Raw genomic sequence first — 23776 nt, forward strand, 5'->3', positions numbered from 1 at the left:
TTCGTGCGTACTCCAGTTGCGACGTGGACGGTGAAGTCGGCCCCGCGCTGCGGGCCGCCGCGGCCGACCCGGCTCTGCAGCCGCTCGAAGGCCACGCCGCGGAGCCGACGTTGAGGACGGCGACGAGCTCACGCTGAGGACGGCGTCTCGCAGACCGACGGCAGCGGCCGCGACATCGGAGAACTGGCCGGACGGATCGGTGCCATGCCGACTCCGCACCCGTCGGGTCGCGGTGTGGAGATTGCATCTCCAGCCCTCCCACGGTATCGGTCTGCACCGGATAGACGCAGGCTACGGGTGACCTACGCAGACTGCCGGGAGACCGTCGAAGGGCAAACCGCATCAGGAGCTGACGGATGGAAACGCCGGACCCAGTTGACCGTTTCACCCCGATTGACCCTTCCGTCGTGCTTCCGGAGGCTGAAGAAACGGAGGAAGCCGTGGTGCTGACAGGCGGGCGCATCACCGCCGGCATCGTCCGCGTCGGTGAGACGGTGCGCCGACGCGCTACTCCAGTCTCACGCTTCGTCGCTGACCTCCTCGTTCTGCTGGAGCGCCGGGGCTTCGACAGAGCACCCCGCTACCTGAGACGGGAGGGCACCACGGATGTACTCAGTTACCTGTCCGGTGAGGTCCCGGCACGATTCCGTACCTGGTCGGACCAGCAGGTCTCTGCCGCCGGATCGCTTCTGCGCGCACTGCACGACGCGACCCGCAACAGCGCTTTGGCAGGGAGCTTTCCCGTCGTCTGCCACCACGACTGCGGGCCGAACAACGTGGTCTTCCGCGATGGACTGCCGTACGCCTTCATCGACTTCGACGCCGCGGCACCTGGACTGCCCCTGGAAGACGTCGGCTACATGGCGTGGACGTGGCGCATCGCTTCCAAGGACACCGCCCCCGCTGTGCCGGATCAGGCCGACCAGGTCCGGACGCTGGTCGATGCGTACGGACTCGATGCCCACGAGCGAGGTGAGCTCGTCGACGCCATCTTGCAACGGCAGAGCCGTAACGCCCGTTTCTGGGCCGAGTGGGTTCCTGGGCCCTGCGAGGTTCAGCCCGACGAGGACGTCATCGTGGCACGCATCGAGTGGAGCCGCCGCGAGCACGCATTCGTCGATGGTCACCGTGCAGCGTTCGAGCGGGCCCTGATCTGACCGGCGCCAGTCACCCCGCACGACGGCATCGATGAACGGCTTCCTCACCGGCTTGGCCGGGAACCGGGTGGGTCGTGTCAGCCGGAGGCATATCGGTCGGTGGCCGGGGCGAGGGGGTCGGGACCTGGTTCTCCCAGGATGTTCTCAAAGTAGCCGGGGCCGGTGCTGGGGAGGGCCTTGAGTGCGGTGGTGTAGCGCAGGGTCTCGGTCTCCCAGGCGTGGTAGCCGCTGATCCATGCGGTCATGACGTCGGCGTAGGTCTCTACGGCGGTCCGTTGCGGGGCAGGGAGTGCCAGGTGGGTGCACATGGCCGGGATCTCGCGGGCGAGTTGCTGGAACCGGTTGCAGCACCGGTGGACTTCTTGCTGGGCCGCGGTGACGGCCTCGTCGCGGGTGCGGTGCTGGGTGCGCTCGATGACGAGGACGAGATTGTCCATGTCTCCGCGCGCTTCCTCCTTTTCGAGGGAGTACACGTCGTTGCACATCAGCGTGATGTCGATGGCGATCTCCCGCATGATCCTCAGCTGCGGGCTGTGGAAGACCGCCGCCGGCAGGCTGAGACCGGCCGCGCGTTCGGCCAGCGACAACGGCAGCGCCGTCCCGGCGACGCCCCTGCGGACATGGAGGTAGTGCTCCATGTCCACCGGCACCCCCCGGCACCGGTTGACCGCTTCGTGGGCGTGGGCGGCGAAGTAGTACTCCCACTCGTGGGCGACCCGCGCCACCCACCCGGGAGCGGCACCGTCGGTGCAGCGGCGCCAGAGGTCGGCGAACGCGGTCGAGCACGCGTCGCCGACGTGGCCGGTGCCGTGGACTACGTCGATCAGGCACTGGCACACCCGGGCGACTCGGGCGGGCGCAAGGCCCAGAGGGCCGTCGAGCTGATCGTCGAAGACGAAGAAGAACGCCATGGCATCGGTACACAGATCCAGACCCCATCCGGTGGCATCGGGAAAGCCATAGGCGGCGAGTCGGGGCATGTCCCACGAGGTGTACCAGTCCACGGACCGCTCACCACCCACCAGCCCCCGCCGGCGGACCCAGTCAAGGTTGCGGCGGCGCGCGCCCTCCATGTCCGCGCTGACCCGAAGCGGGAAGGGTAGATCGAACTCGATGTCCTGTGGCATGACATCCCTCCACATGGCGGCCCGTCCTCTTCCGAACCGGTCATGGCCAGTCTGTCGGCAGAGCGGGCCGTCGCCGCTGGTTCCCCATGAAATACCCGGGAGGAGGAACCGCCGCTGCCGGTAGATCGGGCGGGCACTGGCCCGCAACACGCAGGTGGCCGCGGCGAAGCCGGCGTGGCACCTCGTACCGGCAGGCGTTGGAAGCGGAATCGGTCAACCAGGTCGTCCACCTGATGGCCGCCCTTCAGCGCCGATGCAGCCCCTGTTCGAGCAACGGAGCTGGACGAGGCGGTCGCGGGGGTGTCACTGGAGTTGACGGCCGATCAGCGCGAACGCCTGGACTCCGCGAGGTGATCTGCGAGACGAGTCGATGCGAGGAACTGTTGTGACGGCTTGTTGGGAGGAGTTGTTGTGACGGCTTGTTGGGAGGAGTTGTTGTGACGGCTCCGGTGACTGGTGGGCGTGCTGCCGAGAGTGCCTTGTGTGAGTCCCGGTTTGCGTGGATGTTTCTGCGTACGGGGACGTTCTCGACGAGCAGTGCAAGGCGTGTGCGTTGAGCGGTCCGGGTCGATGGAGCGGCGGGAGCAGGTCGCGTGCGTCTCCGAAGCCATCGGCCGCAAGGTCGTTCTGGAGGAGACCATGGGCGGGCTCTGCCGGTAGGCACCGAGGGTCGGGTGGCTTCCGGTGTTGTCAGGAGAGCGAGGGTGGTGACGGGCTGCTGCCAGGGGGCAGTTGCGGGTCGCGGTCGGCTCCACGGGTCCTGTTCCGCGATCTGGCGGCAAACGTCCGTACGGGACTCCCGACCTCGTGGGCCCCGCCGAGCCGCCCGTCCGGCTGCACGGCGACCTCTGGCACGGCGACCTCTGGCACGGCAACGTCTTGAGGGCGCCGACGCCACGTCCGTCCGATCGACCCGTCCGCGCACGGCGGCCACCGCGAGACCGACCTGGCGATGCTCGCCCTCTTCGGCTGCGCCTACCTGGACCGCGTCCTCGACGGCTACCAGCGGGCGACACGCTTCGCCGACGGCTGGGCGGACCGCGTCGGACTGCACCAGTTCTTCCGGCTGCTGGTGCACGCCGTGCTCTTCGACCGTGGGACCGTGGCTACGCGGAACAAGCCCTGAAAACGGCAGGGGCGGCGTTCGCGCGGTGAGCGCGAATGCCGCCCGGAGCGACCTCGAAGGCGAGGGAAGCGAAGGGACTCACATTTAAGCCGCTTGCACGGCGGAGGAGAAGGAAGCCCTTTCATGGCCTCGCCTAAGGCAATGCTATCAGTCGGCTCGGGATCAAGTCGCGTGCGTTTTCCGGGGTGATGATCGTCGGCGCACACACGAAAACTGGGAGGCGCCGCGAGGGCGCCTCCCAGTCGAAGCCGACGGCGAGGAAAGCGAAAGAACTTGTTTTCGTTAGAGGAATTGAGAAGGAAGCCCCTTCATGGCCTCGCCTTGGGCAACGCTAGCACTCAGCCCGGGATCAAGTCGCGCAGATTTTCGAGGGTGATGACGCGGGAGTCCGGGTGCAGCCCCTCGGGACGTTCGAGACCGATGTACATCACGGGCTCGTCCGGGACCGGCCCGCCGTCCCACAAGTCCACGGCCGTGGTGTCGCCGGCCATCAGGTCGATCAGGTACCGCACCGTCAGATGCTCGCGCTCCACGACGGCGCGCACCACCTTGGACACTGACACCTGGTTCTCCTCGACCCGGTTGGCCGACGAGATGCCCTTCAAATACAGGTGCAGCCACTTCGCGCGCCACCGGCCGTCGTCCTCGCGTCGGAACACCAGCGGCAGCGCCACTCGACCCACGCCGCGAAGCTCCGACTTCATTCGCACCGTGCGCGGCTCGAACGGCCGGCCCTTCTGCTCACCGTCGCGCAGCATGAAACCGAAGAACGACTCCTCGACCTCCTCGAAGCTCTCGCCGGCGTAGATGTTGACCTGCGGAACGATGAATGCGCTGCGTACCCGGTCCAGGGACAGGTTGATGAATTCCGAGGCCCCGGCGGGCGCCTCGGTGACATCGCCCGAGTGCTCGCCCCCGACAGCCTTGAGGGAGGTGTAGGAGAGCCAGGAGTCGGTGCTGTAGTCGGCGTGGAGAAGCAGCGCCGAGAGGTCGTAGTCGGTCCGTTTCTCGGTCTCCTTCCAGTACACGAAGAAGCGAAGCTGTTCGCCGTCGACCGCCGAGACCGAACCTCGCGGCAGTACGCCGAGTCCGGCCGCGGTCGCCCTGCCGCTGAGCGGGAGCGCCACGTCGAGGACGTCGGGGTCGAGCAGCAGCCGGCCCGGAGCCGGGAGCCTGCGGCGCAGCTCGGCGTCGAGGGCGGCGATCAGGCGATCGCGGTCGGGGGCCGGGACGGTCGGCCGGTGGTCGGGGGTCACCCAGGCACGGCCCCGGCGGTTGACGAAGATGCGGGGTTCGTCGGTCTCCCGCTCCCGGTTGTGGAAGTGCTCGCGGACCGAGAGCACGACCCGGCCGGAGACCTCGGGGGCGACCCGTACCGCGGCGGCCACCACCGCATCCCGCTCCTCCTGGTCGGCGGCGATACGCAGCAGAAGGTCCAAGGCGCGGAACAGCTTGCCGGGAGCGGACTTCAGCAGCTGCACCGCACCGAGGACGTCGAACTCGTCGAGCAGCTTCTCGACACGGCTGTCGAAGGACCGCGCCTCCTTCTCGCCCCGCGCTACGGCGAACACATCGGCGGCGTGCGGCCAGCGCGGGTACTCGTGCGGGTGGAGACGCTCACCGAGCCGCTTGAAAGGCTCGCGGTGCGCGTGCACATCGGCCAGCTTGGCGGGGTTCGCCGCGACCACGGCGTCGAGGCTCGCCAGCAGCGCACGGCGGGTCGGCCGCGAGAGTGCCCGAAACCGGGTCGGCTCCTGCAGCGTCACGTCGCCGCCCGACAGCGCACAGGCCAGCCGCAGCACGTCAATGACGGTGTCCACGAGGAGGTCCGCGCCGACGGCAATACGCGCCTCGTTGACGACCGCCCGGTTCTCCCGGACCGGGATCGACTCCGGCTGGGGACCGAGCGCGCACCGCTCGGCGAGGGTCTTGAGGTCGCGCAGGTGGTCCTCGCCCAGTGGCGTCGTGCTGCTCGCCAAGGCCAGGTACAGATCCGTGAGTTCGTCGTCCAGGTCCCGCCCGAGGTGCAGGACGGTCACCCGGTCGCCCGCAGAGGCGATCAGCTCGTCCTGCGCCGCGAGCATCTCCTCGTAGGTGTGCTGGTAGCGGCCGTACGTGGGGAGGCTGAGCAGGTTCAGCACCCCGTGTGCCAGCTGCGTCAGCACGTTCTCGCGCGACGTGTCGTCACCGAGCGCCTTCGTCACACACCGCATCCAGAATTCTTCGGTGTCCGGCACGTTCGCTGGAAAGTCGATGAAGTACGAGTTGTGCCGGGCGTGGTCGCCCACCATCTCGCTCACGGTTCGCAGCGTTCGCTTGGCGGTGTGCACGACCGCGGCTTCGGACAGCCCCGACAGCCGCTCCAGCAGTTCCGCCGAGAGTTTGAAGCCCACGGATGCCAGCGCCGCGTCGAACTGCCGTGCGGCGGTGGCTCCTTCTCCGGCGGAGCCCTTGGGGGTGGAAAGGCGGTGGGTGTGCCGGATGACCAGCGATTCGAGACTGTGCGCCATTGGGGGATGATCGCAGAGGTGTGCGAGCCGGCGCACAGGAGTTTTTTGTACGCGCTCCGACGCCGTGATCTCTCCGGCCACAGCGAGATCATCTTCCCTGCGACCGACGGTTACGGGACAGCCCCTACGACCTCATGTGCTCGCGACGGCCAAGGCGGCGGGCAAGAGCCCTCCAGTTCACTAGGTGCGCGACGTACTGATTCGGTCGGGTGGCGTCACTGGGTGTCGGCGGCGAATTGGTCGGTGCCCAGGACGCTGAGCAGGGCGAGTTTTTCGTGGCTTTCGGTGCCCGGGGTGGCGGTGAATATGAGCAGCGACTGTCCTTGGTCCGGCTCCAGCAGGAGTTGGCAGTAGAGGTCCAGTTGTCCGACCTGGGGGTGGACGAACCGTTTGGTTTCGCTCCACCGCAGGCCCACCTCGTGGCGCTCCCACAACCGGGCGAACTCCTCGCTGGTGCGCAGCAGGACGTCCGCCAGGTCCGCCGCGGGGGAGCCGGGCCCGTCCCGGGTGACCGCCGCGCGCAGCAGCGCGGCGTTGGTCCGGCTGTTGGCGTCGTGCTGCTCGGGGTGGTACCGCTCACGGGCGGCCGGATCGGTGAACCATCGGTACGTCGCGCTGCGGGCGTTGCCGGTGTACTGGGTCTGCTCGCCGAGCAGTGCCACTGCGGACGGTGTCTGCAGCAATGTCTCGCCCAGCGGGCCCATGACCTGCGCGGTGGTACCGGCCAAGCCGTCCATGACCCGCATCAGTCCGGGGCTCACGTGCTGAAGCCGCAGGTCACGGCGGGCGGTGCGGTAGCCGGCGAGCAGGAACAGGTGATCGCGTTCGTCCGGGGTCAGCCGCAGGCCGCGGGCGATGGCCGCGATCATCTGCTCCGACGGCTGCGGCCCGTCGCCGCGTTCCAGCCGGGCGAAGTAGTCGGCGGACATGGTGCACAACTCCGCCACCTCCTCGCGGCGCAGGCCAGGAGCGCGTCGGCGTTGTCCGCGGCGCAACCCGACGTCCTCCGGTTGCAGCGCCGTACGACGGGTGCGCAGGAAGGCACCCAGGGACGAGCGGTCGAACGTATGGTCCATGGTCCCCATCGTTGGCCATCCGGCGCGGCTTAACCACGACCTGCCAGTCAGTGGTTGCGCGTGTCCTTCCAGCGCCCGTGGTGCGGCGAGTTCACTGGCGATGCGATCACCGGTCGCCGCGAACCCACAACCGCGAGCCGCGAGCCGCGAGCCGCGAACCACAAACCACAAACCACGGAGCCAAGACCCATGACCAGCATGACCAGTTGGACCGCGAACGACCTCCCGGACCTGACCGGCCGTACAGTGGTGATCACCGGAGCCGGCCGTGGCCTCGGCCTGATCACGGCACGCGAACTCGCCCGTGCCGGTGCCCATGTCGTACTGGGGGTACGCGACCCCGGCAAGGCCCGCCACGCCGTCGCCGACCTGCCGGGCTCCTTCGACATCCGCCCGCTCGACGTGTCGGACATGACCTCGGTGCGCGCCTTCGCCGACGCCTGGTCCGGCGACATCGACATCCTGATCAACAACGCCGGCGTGATGGACATCCCTGCCGCGCGTACCGCCGACGGCCTCGATCTGCAGACCACCACCAATTACACCGGCCCCTTCCTGCTGACCACCCTGCTGCTCGACCACATCACCGACCGCGTGGTGCACGTCACCAGCGAACTGCACAAGCAGGGCAGGATCGACCTGGCCGACCTCGACTGGCGGACGCGCAAGCACAACGGGATGCAGGCCTACCAGGCGTCGAAGCTCGCCGTCGTCCTGTTCTCGCTGGAGCTGCAACGCCGACTGACCGCCGCCGGCAGCCCGGTGCGCTCGGTGCTCGCGAGCCCGGGCATCGCCCGCACCTCGCTGGCGGCCCACTCCCGGTCGAACGTCATCAACCGATTCACGTTCCTCACCAACGCCCCGGAGCGCGGAGCGCTGTCGCTGCTCTACGCCGCCACCCAGGACGTCCCCGGCAACTCCTACGTCGGGCCGGACGGCCTCGGCGGCTTCCGGGGCTCCCCGGCGCTCCGCCGACAAGGCAAGGCCGGCCTCGACCCGGCCATGGCCGGCCGGCTGTGGGACGCGACCGCCGACCTGGTCGGGGCGGGCGCCCGATGAGTTGCCCCGAGGGTTACCTGGAGACCGCCGACCCCGCAGAGATCCGGATGAACTACGCAGTGAGCCTTCTCCAGCCTCACGTTGAGCCTGCGTGATGGGGAGGACTGCAGTGTTTCCTCGCATGTGCTCGCCCGACTGCGCCGTGACGTCGGCCCGGCACCGTTGATCAGCTGCGGTCTTCGGCGCTGTTGGCGGTGATCGCTCGGAACAGCTCGCGAGCCCGCTCGCAGAACTGCTCGACATCCGTGGCGTCCGGCTCGTCACCGTCCGCCAGCATCCGGGCCTGGAGCTGCTCGGAGCGCAGCCCGCCGTAGCGGGCCCGCACCTCCGCGGTTACCGGCTGGACCGCGATGTGTAGGTGCTTGCGCGCGTCGCGGCCGTGCGACCACATACAGACATAGGTCTGCTCGGGCCGGCACAACGTCTCCACGACACGAGCCGTATCGCGCAGCAAGGGGCCGAGTTCCGCCGCTGCCGTGTCGTCGAGCTCCGCGATGGCCACGACGTGCTCCCGCGGACCGACGATCAAGGTGCCGAGATTCATCGGACCGACGACGTGGTTCACCACCCAAGCAGCCGTTTCGTGCAGCACGCCCCCGGGCAACTCCCGGCGCCCGGCCAGAAGGTCACACCCAAGACACCCCGTCACATCCACGCGCACCAGCCTATACAGAACCCGCAGCGATGAAGTCGACTGCCAACCTGGTTGACGAGCCTGCCGGTTGGCCTGCGCACGTGATGAAGCTGCTGGTAGACGGGTTCACGACCAAGATCGCCCGTGCTGCCAGGAGCTTCGTGTGCTGGGCGGCGTGCGGGACTCGGTGGTGCCGGCTTTCCGCCAGCCGCCAGGCGCTGCTGGTGCCGGCACACCTGCGTCTGGGGCACACCTACGCTCAGCTCGCGGTTGGATTCGAGGTGGGCGTGAGTACGGTGTACCGGTACATCACGGAAGCCGTCGGACTGCTCGCGGCGCGGGCGCCCGACCTCACCACGGCTGTGACGGCTGCCTAGGCCAAGGCGTTCGTGACCCTGGACGGAACGCTGCTACCGATCGACCGGACCGCCGCCGACCGGCCGTACTACCCCGGCAAGCACAAGAAGCACGGGATGAACGTGCAGGTCATCGCCGATCCGCACGGGAATCTGCTGTGGGCCTCGTCGGCCCTGCCCGGTGCGGTGCACGACATCAAGGCTGCCCGCACCCACGGCATCATCGACGCCCTCACCGAGGCGGGCCTGGCCTGCTGGGCGGACAAGGGCTACCAAGGCGCGCAGGGCGGCGGCTTGACCGACGCCGAGAGAGCGGTCCGGGAGCGAGTGCGGCTGGACGCAGTGGCTCGGTTAGAAGCCGGGGACAAGAACACGGTCGTCGCTGCCACTCTGCGAGTGTCTGAAAGATCGGTGGAGCGGTGGCGGCGACAGTGGCGTGGGGGCGGCGCGGATGGTGTCGCCTCGAAGGGGGCGCCCGGTCGGCCGAGGCTCAGCGGCACCCAGGTCGCCCGACTGGAGCGGAAGTTGGAGCGTGGACCGTCGCACACGGCTGGGCTGACCAGCGGTGGACCCTGGCGCGCGTCAAGATGCTGATCGGTCGGCTCTTCCGCATCTCGTACACGGTGGAAGGCACGTGGCGACTCCTCAAGCGGCACAACTGGTCGTGGAAGCAGCCCGCGCGCCGCGCGATCGAGCGTAACGACGACGCGGTGGAGCTGTGGAAGAAAGAGGTCTGGCCGCGGGTAAGAAGCTGTTGTCTTTCCGGGTTTGAGGAGAACGTTTCCGCTGGTCAGGTATAGGGTCGGTGATCCTGTGGGAGTGGTGGCCTGTTGTGTCGCCGCTGCTGTGGAGGTCATGGATGCCGTCGGTCGTGGGGCTGCTGGAACAGCGCGAGCTCGTCGCTCGCCGTCGCGTGGACGAGCTGCGGGAGGAGGCCGACCGGGTCCAGGCTGAACTGGCTGTGGCGGAGCGGGTCTGGAAGGAATGGGCCATCGCTCGCTCACGGGTGGGCGAGGTGCTTGCCCCGGCGGATGAGACCGGGCATGGCCACGACCAGGCCGACCGGACAGCACCGGCCGCCGACGGGCAGGCCGGGGAGGTATCGCCAACGCCGGAAGCGGCGAAGACGAAATCGCAGGTGCCGGTGTGGCGTGACGGGCTTGCGTGGTCGGCGTTGTCGGTGGACTACCAGCGCATCCTCACCGCGCTCGCGGACCGGGCTCGGCTCGGGCAGGGGCCGATGACCTGCCAGGAGATGGCCGCTTCGTTCGGCATGGACGTGGTTCCGGCGCGGGTGGAGGCGCTGAGGTCGAAGGCGAAACGCCTGGTCGCGCGCGGCTGGCTGGCCGAGCCGGCGCCGGGCCGGTTCACGCCCGCCCGCGGCGTGAGCGGGCCAGGCGGCGGGTCATGAGCAGGGTCATCGACCAGTAGATCATCGCCTCGGCGCTGGCGGTGCGGCGTTCGAAGTCGCGGGCCAGGCGGCGGGTGCGCATGAGGTGGGCGAAGAGACGCTCGACGATCCACCGCTTGGGCAGCACCACGAAGCCACGCATGTCGTCGCTGCGTTTGACGATCGCCAGGACCAGGCCGAACGTGGCCAGACAGTACTCGACGAGGCTGCCGGTGTAGCCGCCGTCGGCCCAGACGAGGGTCAGCAGGTGGTGGGCGTCGGCGACTTGGCGCAGCAGGACCTGGGCGGCGGCTCGATCGCCGACATTCGCGCTCGTGACCATCACGCCCAGCAGCAGGCCGAGAGTGTCGACCACGACGTGCCGCTTGCGTCCATTGATCTGTTTGCCGCCGTCGAAGCCACGGCTGTCGGCGCCGACGACGGCGTCCGCCTTGACCGACTGCGAGTCGATCACGCCGGCCGTCGGCTGCGCGTCCCGGCCCAGCCGCTCGCGGACCCGGGCGCGCAGCCGGTCATGGAACTCTCTGACCAGGGCGTGGTCGCGCCAGCGGCGGAAAAACGCATACGTTCGGTCCCACGGCGGGAAGTCGGCCGGCATCGCCCGCCACTTGATGCCGTTGTCCACGAGGTACCGGATCGCGTCCAGCAGCGCGCGGTGGCAGTATCCCTCCGGCCGACCGCCCCGCCCGCGCATCCAGCCCGGCACCGGCAGCAGCGGCCGGACCTCGGCCCACTCCGCGTCCGTCATGTCCGTCGGGTACCGGCGCTGCCGTTCGGGCCGGTCGGCCGCGTTGCCGTACACGTGCGCGAGGCAATCACACGTTGGAGCGGCCGAGTTGGACCGTCCGGCCATCGACACGGAAGACTGCAGCACAGGGGCCTCCTGTTGCTCTATGGATTCGACACCCACGAGCTGTTCAGGAGGCCCCGCCTTCATGCTCTGGCCACGACAGGATCACCCGACCGGGAATCCGCGTTCGACCGCCACCGCTCAAGATCGAAAAGACAACAGCTTCTAAGAGCACCGCGGCGGCCTGCGATGGCTGGATCGTCTTCGAGGACGAGTCGGCCAGGGTTTTCACGCGGGACACGGAACCGCCGCCCCCATTACCGTCTTCGTAGCCCGGGCAACGGGGTTACCGGCCTTCGGGCGACGTGATCGACACCAGCGACATCGACGTCCACCTCGGCCTGGACGTCGACAAGGGCGAACACCACGCCACCCCACTCACCCCTTGACCAAATCGGTATGCGGTCAGGTCGCGAGAACGAATGCCAAGAGGCACATGACGCCGACCGAGACATACATGACCACCTGATATCGCACGGGGTAGGCGTAGGCGTCCCGCTTGACTCCTCGCCGCCATTCGTCGCCGTATTCGAGGAATAGTTTCCTGGGTGGAATCAGGCCTGCCGCGAGGCCGATCCACACGAAGGAATACATGACCAGCATCTGCCGGGAATTCCAGTGCGCGGGCTGGAAGGCGCCTACCGCGATCATGCCGAGACAGCAGCAGAGGGAGACCACCAGCACGAACAGCGTCAGTTTGCGGACCTTCATCCACCTGTCCACGACGAAGCAGAGGACGAATGTGGCGAACGCCGCGATGAGCAACAGGTAGACGAGGGGAAGCTGCGCGAGCACGGCGGTCCTTTCGGCGGCGCCCGGGGGCCGTCGGCAGGTATGCCGCCGACCCCCGGTGTGAGCCCCGCATCCTATCGATTCGAATCAGATCGAATCTGATCGGATTGAATCTGATTGGATCGGAATGGATCAGAACAGGGACCCCAATACGCCGGTGACCGGCGAGATGAGGTCATGGCCGAACTGGCTGACCTTCGTGACGACGGTGGAGCCGCCCGCAGCACCGATCCACTTGGACTGGCCGAAGGTGAGCACGCCCAGAGCGGCGCTCCCGAGGGACGACTTGAACTCGCTGCTCGACAACCCGTAGCCGATTCCGGTGAACAGCACGTTCAGTCCGGAGAACGCCAGGGAGGTGTACGCGAAGCCGGACGCGAGGGCCTCGATGAACGGCACGGCGGGTGGGAAGAAGAAACCGGCCGCCAGGCCGACGAGGCCGGTGAAGGCGGAGGCGAAACCGAAGCCGATACTGAGCCAGTTGGTGGCGTTCGCCAGCCACCTGGCGTCCTCCTTCCACCAGGGAAGACCGCCCTTGACGGTGTCGTTGTCGGTGGTGTCGGCCGGGTTCGTACCGGCTTCCTTCGCCTCGCGGGCCTCCTCGGCCGCCCGCTTGGCGGCCGCCGCGATCTCCGCCTGGCGCTTGGCCGAGGCAATCTGGTGCGCCTGGCTCGCCGCGGCCGCTGCCGTCTGTGCGTCCTGGCCCGCCTGGATGGCGGAGGCGCGGGCCGAAGCGGCTGACGCCTGGGCCGAGTTGGCGGAGGCCACCGCGCGGCGGGCGGCGTCCACGGCGCGGTTGGCGGAGTAGTTCGCCGAGCGCGCGGCCGAACGCGCGGTGCTGGCCGCCGCCTTGGCCTTGTCGGCCGAGGCCTGCGCGTCCTTGGCCGACTGATCGGCCGCGTCCGCGTTCGCGTCCGCCTGGGTGGCCGCGGTAGCGGCCTGCTCGGCCGACGCGTTCGCCTTGTCCGACCACTGCTGCGCTTCGGCGGCGGCGTTGCGCGCCGTCGCCGCCGCCTGCTGCGCACGGGCGGCGCTCTCCTGGGCATGGTGCGCGATCTTGGCGGCCGCGGCGATCGCGCCCTGGATTCCCGAGATGTGGGCGGCGGAGTCGTAGTCGAGCTGTGCGGTCCGGTGCTGCGCCGAGGCGATGAAGTTGCGGCGCATCCACGCCGGCCCCTCCATCGCGGCCTGGGCGTGGGCCTGCGTGTACGGGCCCGCGTTCGCGATGAGGGTGGCGGTGGCGACCGCGTCGTCCTCCTGCTGCGCCGCCTCGTACGTGACACTGAGGAACTCGTAGAGCGCCTCGGCGGTGCCGGCGTCCAGCGCCGCGTTCGCCGCCTTCTTCACCGCGCTGCCGGGGTTGTTGGCCAGGACCCTGGCGACTGCGACGCGGTTGTCCGTCGCGGCGGCCTCGATGACGCTGTCGGCGAGGAACCGGGTGGCGGCGTCCGCGGCGTCGCTCGCCAGCGCCGCGTTCGCGGCGCCCGCGACGTCCGGGGTGGCGATCTGGGCCAAGTAGAGGACGGTCTCCCGGTCGTCCTGTCCCTGTGCGAGCTGCCGGTCGGTGTCGATCCAGCCATGTACGTCGGCGTCCGTGCCGCACAGGGCGAACCGGGCCGCCTCGCACGACCAGGAGCCCTGGGAGTTCATCAGGGCGATGGCCGCCTTGCGTCCGAGGGTGGCGGCCAGGCCCGTGTCGCCCGCAGCCAGCGCCGCTTCGGCCTGGGCGACGAGGTCCTTCGTCGCCTGCTCGGCCTGCTCGTCCTGGGTGCGCTTCTCGGCGCGTTCCGCCCGTTCCTGCGCCTCGATCTGCGCGAGCAGGCCGGTCTCCTCCATCGCCTGCTTCATGTCCTCGTCGAGGCGCTGCCACTCGGCCTCCCGCGCCGCCTTCTCCACCGCTATCGCCTGGGTGACGGCGTCGGTGGCGGTGTTCGCCGCCTCGGTGGCCGAGTTGGCGAACGCGGTGGACTCGTTGGCGTAGTCGATGGCCTTGCCCGCGTTCTCGAACGCCCACTCGGCAGCAGTCGCGGCGTTGTCCGCGTGGTCGGCTGCGCTGTTCGCGGCGTCGCGCGCGGTGCGGGCGGCGGCCGCTGACGCATTCGCCAACGTCTGTGCCGTGCCTGCCGCGTTGGTGGCGATCGTGGCGTTGGTGCTGGCGATCTGCGCCTGCCGTTTAGCCTCCGCGGCCTCCGCCTGCGCCTTGCCGGCGGAGGCCGCGGCCGCGGCGGAGGCGTTCGCGGCGGCGGCGTTACGGGCGGCCCCGGCGGCGGCGGCCCCGGCGTTCGCGGCCGCAGCGGAGGAGGTGGCGGCCGCGTCGGCGGCCTTCGCCGCGCTACGGGCCTTGGCCGCGGCATTACTGGCGGCGACGGCGGCGTCCTTGCAGGCGGCTGCCTTGGTGGCGTCCTTGAACGCGGCGATGGCCGCGTTGTACGCCGTGGCGGCGGCGGATCCGGCGGTGGCCGCGGCCTGGCTCGCGGCGGTGGCGGCATAGGCGGTGCGACGGGACGCCTGGACGGCGGCGTGGGAGGCCCTGATGGCGACCCGGGCCGAGTCGGCCGCGCCCGTCGCGGCCTCGGCCGCCTTGCGGGCCGCCTTGCCTGACTTGATCACGTCGTCCTGGGCCGCCTGGGCCTCCGCCGCGGCGGTCTCCGCCGCCTGCTTGGCCTTCTCGGCGGCTTCCACCGCGCGGGCGGAGGCCTCCTCAGCCTCCTTCGTCTGTGCGTCGGCCTTCTTGCCCTCGCGTTCGACGACCGCGACGAGTTCCTCGATCGTCGCGGACTCCTGGTCGCGGGCGCGGGCGATGTGCTGGCCGGTGTCGAGGAACCACTCGATGTCGGCCTCGGTCCCGTCCAGCGCCCGGGAAGCGTATTTCTGCACCTCCGGACCGGCCAGCACCAGGAGCTTGGTCACCTCGACGCGCATGTCCTCCAGGCGGCCGGTGTACTGGTCCGCGGTGAGGAACTGCTCCAGGGCTGCCTGCGTGCCCGCGTTCAGGGCGGCGTTGCCGTAGCGGCGTACGCCCTTGTCACCCACGGCCATCACGGTCGCGGTGGCGACGCTCAGGTCTTCCACGAGGGCGGTCTTGAAGCCGCTCGCGAGGTACTCGGCGATGGAGGCGTCACCGCCCTCCAGCGCCGCGGCGGCCTCGCGCCGGGTGCCCTTCCCGCCGCCGGCGAGGGAGGTGAGGATGGCGACACGGTTGTCCTCCGCCGTGGCCTTGGGGAGATCGACCGTCAGGAAGGTCTGGACGTCGGTGTCGGAGCCGATCAGTACCGATTCCGCCGCGGCGCGCACGGCCTTGCCGCCCAGCAGCCACGCCTTGACGGCCTTCGCCCGGTCGGTGTCGGGCAGGTTGAACGGGTCACCTTCGTCGAGATCGTCCGGCGGAGCAGTGGTGGCGGCTTCGGCAGGGGCTGAACTGAGAACGAGGCTGGAGGTGGCGGCGACGGCTGTCGTGGCCGCGAGGGCGCCGATAACGCGCCGTCTGCTCCAGTAGGTCGTGTTCAAAGCTGGCCTCCGGGATCGGGGCCCGACGGTGTGACGCACGGATGGCGTCACACCGCCGGGCGGAGTACGGGGGAGCCGCGCCCTTGTCCGGCGCGCGAGTTCAGCGGATCGGCGACGGACCCGCGGGTCAGCCGATCGCCATGCCGAAGGCCTTGCCCGTGAGGGGCAGGCCGTTCAGACCGGGCTGATATGTCGTCACCGTGGCTCCCGTGCCGCCCATGGCGTTCGACCACGGCAGGCCGTGCACGGCACCGCGCTCGGAGGGGCCGTTCGGCATGCCGATCCACAGATGGGTGGGCGTGGCGTACAGGTAGGTGCCCACGAGCTGCGACGCGCCCGGAGTACCGGGCAGGCCGCGCTCGTTGCCCGCCTGGATCCAGTGGTCGGAGTCACCCGGCGCGCCCAGCAGTGAGAACGTCTGCACGATGCCCGCGTCGGTGGCCGTGTCGATGTCCTTGCCGGGGACGCCGACCGCCAGCAGCATGGTCGTGGCCGTGCCCGAGGCGTTCGGCGCGGTGTTCGCGACGGCGACCGACGTGCCGAAGCCGTCACCGCCCGCGGAAGCCCCGTTCACCCCGTCGACGCCCTGGTGGACGGTGGCCAGTTGGGTCACGGTGCCGGCCGCGGTCACCCGGAGGGTGAGCACCTGCCCCGCACCCGCGTAGGAGGTCGTGCCGACCCACAGGGTCTCGCCGGGCGAGCCGACGGCGATGATCGAGTCGGTGGCGGCGGTTGCGCCGGACGGACGGTAGGCGACCGTCGACACCGACGCACCGAACAGGTCCTCGGGTTCGGCCGCGTCGCTGATGCCGTCGCTGTCCTGGTCGATGCTCGCCACGGCGGTGGGGATGCCGGCCGCGTTCAGCGTGTGCTTCAGGATCGTCACCATGCCGGCGTTCGCGGCGGTGCCGACGGTCTCGCCCGGGGAGCCGATCGTGATGTTGTTGGCGTCGCCCGCGACAGAGGCACCGAACCGGTCACCGGCCTCGATGACACCCACCACGCCCGTAGAGTCCTGGTGGATCTTCACGTTGGTGGTACCGCGCAGGTAGAAGACCTGGCCCGCGTCCACGTAGCCCTTGAGGTTCTGGCCGGGCATGCCGATCAGCAGATACGGCTCACCGGCGGCGGTCTTGCCGGCGGCCAGCGCGGCGCCCATCTGGTCGTTGGCCTCCGAGACGGCGGCCAGGATGTCCCCCGTGCCGGTGCCTTGCACCAGGTTGAGTGCGGCCTTGCCCTTGCCCAGGCCGTCGGGGGAGCCGTAGAGGATGGTCACCATGCCGGCGTTCGCCACGGCGCCGATGTCCTCGGAAGGGATGCCGACGACCAGGTCGGTATAGCCGTCCTCGTCGTAGTCGACCGAGGCGAGTGCCTGGCCGAACCCGTCGCCCGCCTCGGCCGTGTCCGGCACGTAGTCGAGGTCCTGGTGCAGCGTCTCGCTGCCCTTGCCGCCGCCGTAGACGACCTTCACCAGGCCGGCCTCGGACTGGCCGTTGACCGACGCCTTGGGATCGCCGACGGCGATGTCCTCTGTGCCGTCGCCGTTGAAGTCGTCCACGCGCGTCGCGGCGATCTGGGCGGCGACCCAGCTGCCGAGGTCGTCGACCCGGGTGGCGATGCCGCCGGTACGGGTCTCGGCGGTGTCGATGCCGAAGCAACCGCCTTGCCAGGAGCGGCTGTTGATGCCGACGAGCTGGGCCTGGGCGCCTGTCACGCGGACCTCGGGGCCGCCGGTGTCGCCGGCGCAGATGGACACGCCGTTCTTGCCGGTGACGGTGGCGGTGGTGGCGTCGGAGGCGTCCACGGAGAACGCGCCGGTGTGCAGCGCGAGCGGCGCCCATTCGTCCTTGGTGCGGCCGTATCCGGCGACGCGCAGTTCCTCGCCCGTGACGGGCGAGGTGGTGGCCAGGACGGCGGGGGTGACGGTGGTGACCGGGCGGGAGAGACGGGCCAGGACGAGGTCGCGATCGGTGCGCGGGACCAACTGGACCACGTTGCGGACCACGCCGTCGGTGGTGGTCAGGTCGGAGCGTCCGATGGTCGCAGTCGTCGCGAGTTTTGGTGCGCCGGCGGGTACGTCGAGGCCGGCGGCGGGATCGTCGACGAAGCAACTGGCGGCGGTGAGCAGCCATTCGGCGTCGACGAGGACGCCGGCGCAGGCCCGGGTGCCGTGGCCGATGTCCAGACGTGCGGTGTAGCCGTAGGTGGTGCCGGTGGCGGCGGTGCCGGTGACGGCTTGCGCGGGCAGGGTGCTCAGCGCGAGCGGTGCGGCGATCAGGGCCGTGGCGAGCAGGGCGCGGCGGACGGATCTGGTGTGTTGGGTGAGCATGACTTCCTTGGGACGAGGGGGAGATACGACGTTGGCCGGGGCAACAGGGCTGCCTAGCGCGCTACTTGGAGGTCCTGATCTCCGCGAGCATGAACTCGCGCCCCTGCTCGTCCGCGCTCTCACCCACGGGCGTCCAGGTGTTCTTGGCGATGTCGTACGACTGCTCCTCGTCGGCGGTGGTCATGTCGACCTGCGCCGCGTAGTCGTTGCCTCTGAGGCGTAGACCGAGGGGATCTCCAGCGTCAGATAGCCGGAGTTGCCGGTGACCCGGAAGCAGACCAGGTCCGAACTACGGGCCCAGACCTCCAACAGGCCCGTCTGGCTCGCGCAGTCGGCGAGGACGATGTGCCCGTCACCGCGCTTGAGGGTGATGCCCTGCTCCGCGAGGATCTTGTCGGCCTGCGGATAGTCGAAGCCCTCCACGGCGTAGCCGGGTGTCTCGTCGGCGACGGCATGGACCGCCGCGGCGGTCGACGCCGTCGACGCGGATCCGCCCAACAGGCCCTGCGCTACGACGAGCCAGGTCAGGGCGGTTGTAGCCGCGGCGCCAAGAATGCGCCGCACGAGTCTCTTCCTTGCCTTCATCACAGTTGCGATCACAGCCCTATTCGTCGGATCGACGCAGGTGTGAAGGCCGTCTTCAAGGCAGCTGGATGGAGCGGAATCGATGCGTGGGAAATCTGGCATAAAGCAGCGAGATAGAACAGCGTGCACACGTAAATTCATGAGCTCACCCCCCGATGGCGGCCCTCGATACCCGCATGAGATAAACAGCCCAAAGGCCTTTGATTGCCCTTTAGTTGTGCTATGAAATCCCATCGCCCCGGGCCTTGTCTATCGGAAAAATAGGGGTAAAACCGAGCTTTCGGGTTGACCGTATATGTGATGCGCATCACATTGCTGTGAATCGCTACTGTAATGTTCACTTTAATTTGGGAGCTCGTTATCATGCTTGGCTTCGATTAAAGGTTGACCCGCAAGTGATCTCTGGGTTGATGCTGGGTCGATGCGCCGCCTGTCCTATCTGGCGAGGGCCAGGTTGTCAGGTCGGGTGGGTTCGATCGCGTTCGTAATGAGGTCGGTCCAGGGCCAGTGGGGAACGGTCGCCGTCGTGGGCGGCGGGGCTCCCATCGGCGGGTTTGGCCGGTCAGGGCGAGCTCGGCATCCAGGCGGGCAGGTCGAGGGCGGTCTGTTCGCCGGTTACGACGCCCCGCGTATGGCCTGTCTCCTCGACGGACTCCTGTATCTCACTGCCGCAGGGCGGGCGGCCTCCCAAGCACGGTAAGGAGTTCCGTTTCGCCAAGCCCGACACCTGGGGCGAGCCCGATACCGCGACCACACAGGTCACCGACCGTTGGCGAACTCCCCATTATCAAGGGCACGTTGGTTCGCCTTCAGGTCGACCGTCTGCCCGGCGGCCACGAATCTGTGCTGGTCGTCGCCGCTTACACCCAACTCCGCCTCGTCCCTGGGAAAGTCCCGCCGAACCCGGGCGGCTTCACCCCGCCCGGGTTCGCCGGGGTTCAGAAACCTCCGCCCGAAATGGCCCTGCCCGGCCCGTGCACCGAAACCCACCAGACCATCGCCGAACGCGACCAACTCAGACGCTGAACACGGCTTCAGAAGGGAACGGCATGCGCTCCGCGTCGACCCGGATCATGGCACCGACACCCTGCTCCCTGAGCCATTCCAAGACGAGCGGCGTCATGTCCTCGAAGCCGCTGTCCAGGTCCACGTTGGGGCGCCGCCCCATTCCCTCGGCCATGGCCACAACCCTACTCAGCGTCCGGTCGGGCCTCGGCACACGCTTTCAAGGCAGCTCAAACGATAAAGAACGAGCTTAGGGCGTACAGATCTTCAACCCGCGGCTTTCCGTTCGGCGGGTCGTTGAATCTCAATGACCTGTCAAGCCCCGTAGGACGCGGTGGAGTCAGCCGCTTGCTGAGGCGGACGGTAAGGCGGGTACGTAGGGGCGGTGGTCGCGGAGCATCGCCCAGAGCACGTCGACGCGGCGTCGGGCGAGAGCGAGGACAGCTTGGACGTGGCGCAGGCCCTCGGCCCGTTTGCGCAGGTAGAAGTCCCTGGACGAGCCGGGATACATCATGGCGCTCTGAGCGGAGAGGTAGAAGACCCAGCGCAGGCGGCGGTCGTAGCGTTTGGGCCTGTGCAGGTTGCCGGTCCGGCGGCCTGAGTCGCGTGGGACCGGGGCCAGGCCAGCGTGCGCGGCCAGGCGGCCGGCGTCACGATAGGACGAGAGGTCTCCGGTGATGGCAACGAACTCGGCGCCGAGGATGGGGCCCATGCCGGGTAGCGACTCGATGATCTCCGCGCGGTCGTCTGTGCGGAACAAGTCCCGAATCTCTTTGTCATTGGCCGCGATCCGCTCGTCGAGTGCGAGCAGCTGGTGGGCCAGTTCTCCCAGGAGGACTGCGGCGCGGGCCTCACCCGGCAGGGCGGTGTGCTGCTGTTCAGCTGCCTCCACGGCCTTCTCCGCCAGCCGCTGGGCACTGCGGACCTTCCGTCGCTGAAGCCAGCTGGCCAGGCGCTTGAGGCCGGTGCGGCGGAGAGCAGCCGGTGTCTGGTAGTGCGTCAGCAAGATGACTGCGCCCCTGGAACGGGCGTAGTCAAAGGCTTTCTCCAGGGCGGGACTGATGCCGCACAGCAGGTCACGCATCCGGTTGACCAGCCGCACGCGGTCCGCGATCAGGTCGCGCCGGTGGGCGGTCAACAGGCGGAGGGTGCAAATCTGTTCGGGCGGGATCCTGATGGCGGTGAAGTCCCAGCGGACGCGGGCCATGTCCGCGATGATCAGGGCGTCCTTCGCGTCGGTCTTGCCCTCGCCGCGGTAGCCCTCAGCGCCCCGGCTCACACTCCGGCCCGGGACGTAGGTGATGTGCTGGCCGTGTGCGGCAAGCAGAACCAGCAGCAGCGTCGCGGTCTTTCCCCGCAGGTCAACGGCCCACTTCACCTGGTCTGCGACTTCGCAGGCGGTGGCGATGAGTTTGAGAATCTCTGTCTCGTCGTTGGGGATCTTCCGGGAGAAGACGGCCTCACCGGCAGAGTTGATCGCTACGGCCCAGTGGTGCCCCTTGCCGACGTCGATGCCGACCCATAAGTGTTCGTGCCGGGTGTTCATTGCTACGGCTCCGTTCCTTGCCGACCAGCCTTTTGGTCCGTAGAACACTCCGCAGCAGGCCCTTAACCAGCGATGACCGCAGATCTCAATCAGCAACACAGAGCGTCCCGGAGGACCAGGTGGCCATTCAACGAAAGCCATAACAACGACAGCCTGGCATCAGCCATGCCCAGTCCTCCCGGACCGTCGCCATTGTCCAGCAGTCTGGTATCAGCCGTGCCTGGTCCTCCCGAACCACTGCTGATTCTTAAGGCTCTGGTATGGGTGGCTGGAAGTGCAACGGGCCGTGCGGGCGGCGAAGTCCGGGGCGGTTCTGCCGCATCTCGATGAGCGGCAGCGTCGTCTGCTGATACGAGCGGAGGCTCGGTCACTCGGCCACGGAGGAATCTGGGCGGTTGACCGCCCAGATATCGAGGCACGCTCGCGGGACCATCGCACCCTTCAAGTGATCACCAGCCTGCCGGGTATGGGCCCCATCCTGGGGGCCGAGTTCGTGGCCGCGACCGGCGGAGACATGACGGTATTCGGCACTCCCGACCGCCTCGCCGGCTTCGGCGGCAGGGCGGCCGGCCCGCCATCTGCTGTCCACCCGGCAGGAGTACAAAGAGGCTGTGAGCGATGCGGCTCGCTGTGCCGCCTCGGACGAACAGCCCGCGGATTCCGTGAGCCACCAACTGGCTCAGACACACCGACAGGTCACGTAACGCCGTCGAGGACGGTCCCGGCCGGGCAGAAGAACCGACATGTACCGACGTCAGGATCCAGCAGCGGACACATGGCGAGCCAACTCGGTGGCCAGGCGTCGCATGACCGTGCGGTTGGCGCGTCGTATCGTGGCCCGGACGACGGGTCCCAGCAGACGGTCGGCGAGCGGGACGCGCGTCCAAGCGTACGTGAACGTCACGTGACTCCCGTCGGTCGGCAGCGGTTCGATAGTGTACGTGCCTTGGGCCAGGCGTCGGCCGGCCGCGCTGACGTTCCGTTCGACGATGCGCCGCGGCGGGTCGGCCTCGACGACCTCGATGGTGACGTCGGTCTTCATGCCGCCCAGCGCGGCGGTGACCGTGGCGCACGATCCGATGCCCCGGCCGGGGCCGCTGTAGCGCCATCCGGTCAGGTAGTGGTTGGTGAATCGCTCGTGGTGAGCCATGACATCGAGGAAGTCGTAGACCTGCTCGGGCGTCTGCGGTACGTCGATCGACACGGTGACAGACTTCATGTACCACACGGTACACAGGGCATGTACCAATTGGTACGCTCGTGACGTGGCGAATACGGACGGCCCATATCCTGAGGGCGAGGCAGTGCCCGGCACGGAGGGGGACCGGCGAGCTCAATTGGTGGATGCGGCCGTCGACTACGTCGCGGCACACGGCATCGCAGACCTGAGCCTGCGCGGCCTGGGCGCCGGGATCGGCGTCAGTCACCGCATGCTGATCCACTATTTCGGCTCCAAGGAACACCTGCTCGTCGAGATCGTCCGGACGTCGGAGCAGCGCCAGCGTGATCTGCTGTCCCGGCTCCGCCTGGAACCCGGTGGCTCACCCGCCGATGCTGCGCGGCTCCTCTGGCAGCAGCTGACGGACCCTCGACTGGCCGGTCAGGAGCGGCTCTTCTTCGAAATCTACGGGCACGCGCTGCGGGGCCGCCCCGAGGCTGCCCCGCTTCTCGAAGGGCTCGTGAACGACTGGCTGGAGCCGCTCGTGGCCGCCGAGGTCGCCGCAGGGGCGGACCCTGCCGTGGCCCGGAACCGCGCCAGGCTGGGACTCGCCACCGTCCGCGGTCTGCTGCTCGACCTGCTCGCCACCGGTGACCGCGCCGGCGTCAACGCGGCCATGGAGGACTTCCTCCAGCTGTATTACGGCTCGAAGTAACGGAGTTGCCGCTCAGGCCAGGGGGCTGGGCCGGACGGCGACCACCGTTCGAGCAACGGTCGCCGAGGCAGACGGTTCTGGTACGGACTGGGCGACGGAGAGGGGCCGGTCCACCCGTCCAGCCAGCGGCGAAGCCGGCAGCGGTGCGCGTCGCAGTTCTCAGACCTGCTGGGGTGCCGGTGGGCTGGTCACGCGTCCTCAGCCGGGCGGGGCGGTGAGCCGGCCAGCGGCGAGGCGTCTTCGTATCGCACCTCGTAGACGCGCTCGGCGAACTTCCAGCCGTCGTCGGTGCGCTGGTAACGGTCGTGGTAGATGGCGTAGTTCAGCCCTCCGCGGCCGTCGCGGCCACGCCCGACCTCTGACATATACGCGCGGCCTGACGCGGTGTCTCCGTCAAGCTGGATCACGCCCGGGTGCGTATTCTGCACAAGAAAGTCCACAACATCCGGCACCCGCCTGCCCCAGGCGCGGATCGGCTCCTGCCCCTCGAGTTCAACGGGGATGTTGGGCATACGCCATACGCCGTCCGGTGTGAACAGCAAGGCGATACGGTCGTAGTCGCGCATCATCACCGCGTCGGTGAACTCGCCGCGCAGCGCCTCGATCTCGACGCGATCCGCGATGGCCTGAAAGTCGCTCATCGGTTTCCTCCTCGTCACCTTGAACTCGGTGCACGAACGACACCGGTCCGCCCTGAGACGGAAGCCTCCACGTCGGCGCTACAGACGATCCCGCCGAGCGTCCCTGGGTCGCCTACTCGCTGGATGGTGTGTTCGTCTCAGCAGTACGACGACACGGCCTTCCGGAATGTGACACGGCCCCGCTCAGAGCG

17 protein-coding genes and 5 pseudogenes are annotated in these 23776 nt (G+C 68.8%); 9 read left to right on the forward strand and 13 right to left on the reverse strand.

Translation table 11 applies throughout. The features are described from left to right. Nucleotides 1–356 precede the first annotated feature (356 nt). A complete protein-coding gene (locus OG798_RS51665; RefSeq protein WP_328759764.1) occupies nt 357–1157 on the forward strand; it encodes an aminoglycoside phosphotransferase family protein in 801 nt (266 codons plus the stop codon). Nucleotides 1158–1234: 77 nt separating this feature from the next. On the opposite strand, the gene OG798_RS51670 is transcribed toward OG798_RS51665, so the two are convergent. After that, a complete protein-coding gene (locus tag OG798_RS51670) occupies nt 1235–2284 on the reverse strand; it encodes a terpene synthase family protein (protein WP_328759766.1) in 1050 nt (349 codons plus the stop codon). Between the two features lie 798 nt (nt 2285–3082). Between OG798_RS51670 and OG798_RS51675 the strand changes: the two are divergent. Continuing rightward, nucleotides 3083–3439 (forward strand): annotated as a pseudogene (locus tag OG798_RS51675) (fructosamine kinase family protein); the annotation flags it as partial. A 309-nt stretch (nt 3440–3748) separates the two neighbouring features. Here OG798_RS51675 and OG798_RS51680 read toward each other — a convergent pair. Both OG798_RS51680 and OG798_RS51685 read right to left on the reverse strand, forming a co-directional pair. Then, a complete protein-coding gene (locus OG798_RS51680) occupies nt 3749–5920 on the reverse strand; it encodes a hypothetical protein (protein WP_328759768.1) in 2172 nt (723 codons plus the stop codon). A gap of 215 nt (nt 5921–6135) precedes the next feature. After that, nucleotides 6136–6996 carry a helix-turn-helix transcriptional regulator gene (locus tag OG798_RS51685; protein ID WP_443054154.1) on the reverse strand — a complete coding sequence of 287 codons (861 nt, stop codon included), beginning with the start codon at nt 6994–6996 and terminating at the stop codon, nt 6136–6138. Nucleotides 6997–7185: 189 nt separating this feature from the next. Between OG798_RS51685 and OG798_RS51690 the strand changes: the two genes are divergently transcribed. Next, entirely contained in the window at nt 7186–8055 is an 870-nt protein-coding gene (locus OG798_RS51690; RefSeq protein ID WP_328759772.1) for an SDR family NAD(P)-dependent oxidoreductase, read from the forward strand. 166 nt (nt 8056–8221) lie between these two features. Here the strand turns inward: OG798_RS51690 and OG798_RS51695 are convergent, their stop codons facing one another. Further along, complete coding sequence (locus OG798_RS51695; protein ID WP_328759774.1) at nt 8222–8599, reverse strand: hypothetical protein; 378 nt, start codon at nt 8597–8599, stop codon at nt 8222–8224. A gap of 269 nt (nt 8600–8868) precedes the next feature. On the opposite strand from OG798_RS51695, the pseudogene OG798_RS51700 reads away from it, so the two are divergent. The 3 genes and pseudogenes from OG798_RS51700 to OG798_RS51710 all read left to right on the forward strand — a co-directional run. Next, a pseudogene (locus OG798_RS51700) lies at nt 8869–9639 on the forward strand (transposase family protein); the annotation flags it as partial. Continuing rightward, nucleotides 9633–9845 carry a helix-turn-helix domain-containing protein gene (locus OG798_RS51705; protein WP_328759776.1) on the forward strand — a complete coding sequence of 71 codons (213 nt, stop codon included), beginning with the start codon at nt 9633–9635 and terminating at the stop codon, nt 9843–9845. The pseudogene OG798_RS51700 and the gene OG798_RS51705, both read left to right, overlap by 7 nt. Nucleotides 9846–9904: 59 nt before the next feature. Beyond that, nucleotides 9905–10456 (forward strand): hypothetical protein, encoded by a 552-nt coding sequence (locus tag OG798_RS51710; RefSeq protein ID WP_328759778.1) that lies wholly within the window; start codon nt 9905–9907, stop codon nt 10454–10456. Here OG798_RS51710 and OG798_RS51715 read toward each other — a convergent pair. From OG798_RS51715 to OG798_RS51735, 5 genes and pseudogenes are all read right to left on the reverse strand, one after another. Next, nucleotides 10413–11204 (reverse strand): IS5 family transposase, encoded by a 792-nt coding sequence (locus OG798_RS51715; RefSeq protein WP_328760207.1) that lies wholly within the window; start codon nt 11202–11204, stop codon nt 10413–10415. The two genes, OG798_RS51710 and OG798_RS51715, sit on opposite strands and share 44 nt — an antisense overlap. Before the next feature lie 507 nt (nt 11205–11711). After that, entirely contained in the window at nt 11712–12101 is a 390-nt protein-coding gene (locus OG798_RS51720; RefSeq protein WP_328759780.1) for a hypothetical protein, read from the reverse strand. Nucleotides 12102–12230: 129 nt separating this feature from the next. Beyond that, nucleotides 12231–15605, reverse strand: coding sequence for a hypothetical protein (locus tag OG798_RS51725; RefSeq protein WP_328759782.1), 3375 nt, complete (start codon nt 15603–15605; stop codon nt 12231–12233). Nucleotides 15606–15732: 127 nt separating this feature from the next. Continuing rightward, a complete protein-coding gene (locus OG798_RS51730; protein WP_328759784.1) occupies nt 15733–17934 on the reverse strand; it encodes a trypsin-like serine protease in 2202 nt (733 codons plus the stop codon). A gap of 61 nt (nt 17935–17995) precedes the next feature. Then, a pseudogene (locus OG798_RS51735) lies at nt 17996–18519 on the reverse strand (hypothetical protein). 610 nt (nt 18520–19129) lie between these two features. On the opposite strand from OG798_RS51735, the pseudogene OG798_RS51740 reads away from it, so the two are divergent. Continuing rightward, nucleotides 19130–19585 (forward strand): annotated as a pseudogene (locus tag OG798_RS51740) (hypothetical protein); the annotation flags it as partial. Here OG798_RS51740 and OG798_RS51745 read toward each other — a convergent pair. Together OG798_RS51745 and OG798_RS51750 are read right to left on the reverse strand one after the other, a co-directional pair. Further along, nucleotides 19535–19699 carry a hypothetical protein gene (locus OG798_RS51745; protein WP_328760244.1) on the reverse strand — a complete coding sequence of 55 codons (165 nt, stop codon included), beginning with the start codon at nt 19697–19699 and terminating at the stop codon, nt 19535–19537. The pseudogene OG798_RS51740 and the gene OG798_RS51745 overlap by 51 nt on opposite strands. Before the next feature lie 165 nt (nt 19700–19864). Then, the gene (locus OG798_RS51750) at nt 19865–21070 is read right to left on the reverse strand and encodes an IS110 family transposase (protein WP_328759982.1); all 1206 of its coding nucleotides are present in this window, start codon (nt 21068–21070) and stop codon (nt 19865–19867) included. 409 nt (nt 21071–21479) lie between these two features. Here OG798_RS51750 and OG798_RS51755 point away from each other — a divergent pair. Next, nucleotides 21480–21644 (forward strand): annotated as a pseudogene (locus tag OG798_RS51755) (transposase); the annotation flags it as partial. A 180-nt stretch (nt 21645–21824) separates the two neighbouring features. On the opposite strand, the gene OG798_RS51760 reads toward OG798_RS51755, so the two are convergent. Then, nucleotides 21825–22289, reverse strand: coding sequence for an SRPBCC family protein (locus OG798_RS51760; RefSeq protein WP_328759786.1), 465 nt, complete (start codon nt 22287–22289; stop codon nt 21825–21827). A 46-nt stretch (nt 22290–22335) separates the two neighbouring features. Here OG798_RS51760 and OG798_RS51765 point away from each other — a divergent pair, with 46 nt between their 5' ends. Continuing rightward, complete coding sequence (locus OG798_RS51765; protein ID WP_328759788.1) at nt 22336–22944, forward strand: TetR/AcrR family transcriptional regulator; 609 nt, start codon at nt 22336–22338, stop codon at nt 22942–22944. Between the two features lie 188 nt (nt 22945–23132). On the opposite strand, the gene OG798_RS51770 is transcribed toward OG798_RS51765, so the two are convergent. Beyond that, the gene (locus OG798_RS51770; RefSeq protein WP_097228514.1) at nt 23133–23585 is read right to left on the reverse strand and encodes a nuclear transport factor 2 family protein; all 453 of its coding nucleotides are present in this window, start codon (nt 23583–23585) and stop codon (nt 23133–23135) included. Nucleotides 23586–23776 lie beyond the last annotated feature (191 nt).

This window comes from Streptomyces sp. NBC_00271 (genome assembly GCF_036178845.1).
In the GTDB taxonomy this organism is placed as follows: Bacteria; Actinomycetota; Actinomycetes; order Streptomycetales; family Streptomycetaceae; genus Streptomyces.

Bases quoted from the DNA above. Each gene is read 5' to 3' on its own strand.
- OG798_RS51665 (WP_328759764.1), top strand. From the start codon at position 357: ATGGAAACGCCGGACCCAGTTGACCGTTTCACCCCGATTGACCCTTCC.
- OG798_RS51670 (WP_328759766.1), bottom strand. From the start codon at position 2,284: ATGCCACAGGACATCGAGTTCGATCTACCCTTCCCGCTTCGGGTCAGC.
- OG798_RS51680 (WP_328759768.1), bottom strand. From the start codon at position 5,920: ATGGCGCACAGTCTCGAATCGCTGGTCATCCGGCACACCCACCGCCTT.
- OG798_RS51685 (WP_443054154.1), bottom strand. From the start codon at position 6,996: ATGGACCATACGTTCGACCGCTCGTCCCTGGGTGCCTTCCTGCGCACC.
- OG798_RS51690 (WP_328759772.1), top strand. From the start codon at position 7,186: ATGACCAGCATGACCAGTTGGACCGCGAACGACCTCCCGGACCTGACC.
- OG798_RS51695 (WP_328759774.1), bottom strand. From the start codon at position 8,599: ATGAATCTCGGCACCTTGATCGTCGGTCCGCGGGAGCACGTCGTGGCC.
- OG798_RS51705 (WP_328759776.1), top strand. From the start codon at position 9,633: ATGCTGATCGGTCGGCTCTTCCGCATCTCGTACACGGTGGAAGGCACG.
- OG798_RS51710 (WP_328759778.1), top strand. From the start codon at position 9,905: ATGCCGTCGGTCGTGGGGCTGCTGGAACAGCGCGAGCTCGTCGCTCGC.
- OG798_RS51715 (WP_328760207.1), bottom strand. From the start codon at position 11,204: ATGACGGACGCGGAGTGGGCCGAGGTCCGGCCGCTGCTGCCGGTGCCG.
- OG798_RS51730 (WP_328759784.1), bottom strand. From the start codon at position 17,934: ATGCTCACCCAACACACCAGATCCGTCCGCCGCGCCCTGCTCGCCACG.
- OG798_RS51745 (WP_328760244.1), bottom strand. From the start codon at position 19,699: ATGGCCGAGGGAATGGGGCGGCGCCCCAACGTGGACCTGGACAGCGGC.
- OG798_RS51750 (WP_328759982.1), bottom strand. From the start codon at position 21,070: ATGAACACCCGGCACGAACACTTATGGGTCGGCATCGACGTCGGCAAG.
- OG798_RS51760 (WP_328759786.1), bottom strand. From the start codon at position 22,289: ATGAAGTCTGTCACCGTGTCGATCGACGTACCGCAGACGCCCGAGCAG.
- OG798_RS51770 (WP_097228514.1), bottom strand. From the start codon at position 23,585: ATGAGCGACTTTCAGGCCATCGCGGATCGCGTCGAGATCGAGGCGCTG.